Raw genomic sequence first — 307 nt, 5'->3', positions numbered from 1 at the left:
CGACCACGCCCTCAACCTACGAAACCCATAATGCCCACCACCAAAACCCCACCACTGTGGTGGGCCATCATCGCCGTCCTCACCCTGACACTCGCCGTACTCACCGCGGTGGTGTGGTTGCGCCCCACCCAGCCCACGGTCACACCCGGGCCTTCCCCCACCTACATCTGGAGCACCACCACCCCAACCCCCATCCAACTCAACACCCCAACCCCAACACCCACCACCCCGGTATGGACCGTCATCGAACCCGCCGAAATCCTCCCCCCACTCTTCAACGGCCTCCCCATCAACCAATTCAACCACC

The 307-nt window shown here is 63.2% G+C and carries 1 pseudogene; it reads left to right on the top strand.

Going from position 1 to position 307, the window contains the following annotated elements:
- Positions 1 to 30: 30 nt before the first annotated feature.
- A pseudogene (locus tag EII42_RS12705) lies at positions 31 to 307 on the top strand (hypothetical protein); the annotation flags it as partial.

Origin of the sequence: Tessaracoccus sp. OH4464_COT-324 (genome assembly GCF_003932855.1) — a bacterium.
GTDB lineage: Bacteria > Actinomycetota > Actinomycetes > Propionibacteriales > Propionibacteriaceae > Arachnia.
The sequence above is the reverse complement of the archived record's forward strand: the minus strand, read 5'-3'. Positions and strand labels throughout refer to the sequence as shown.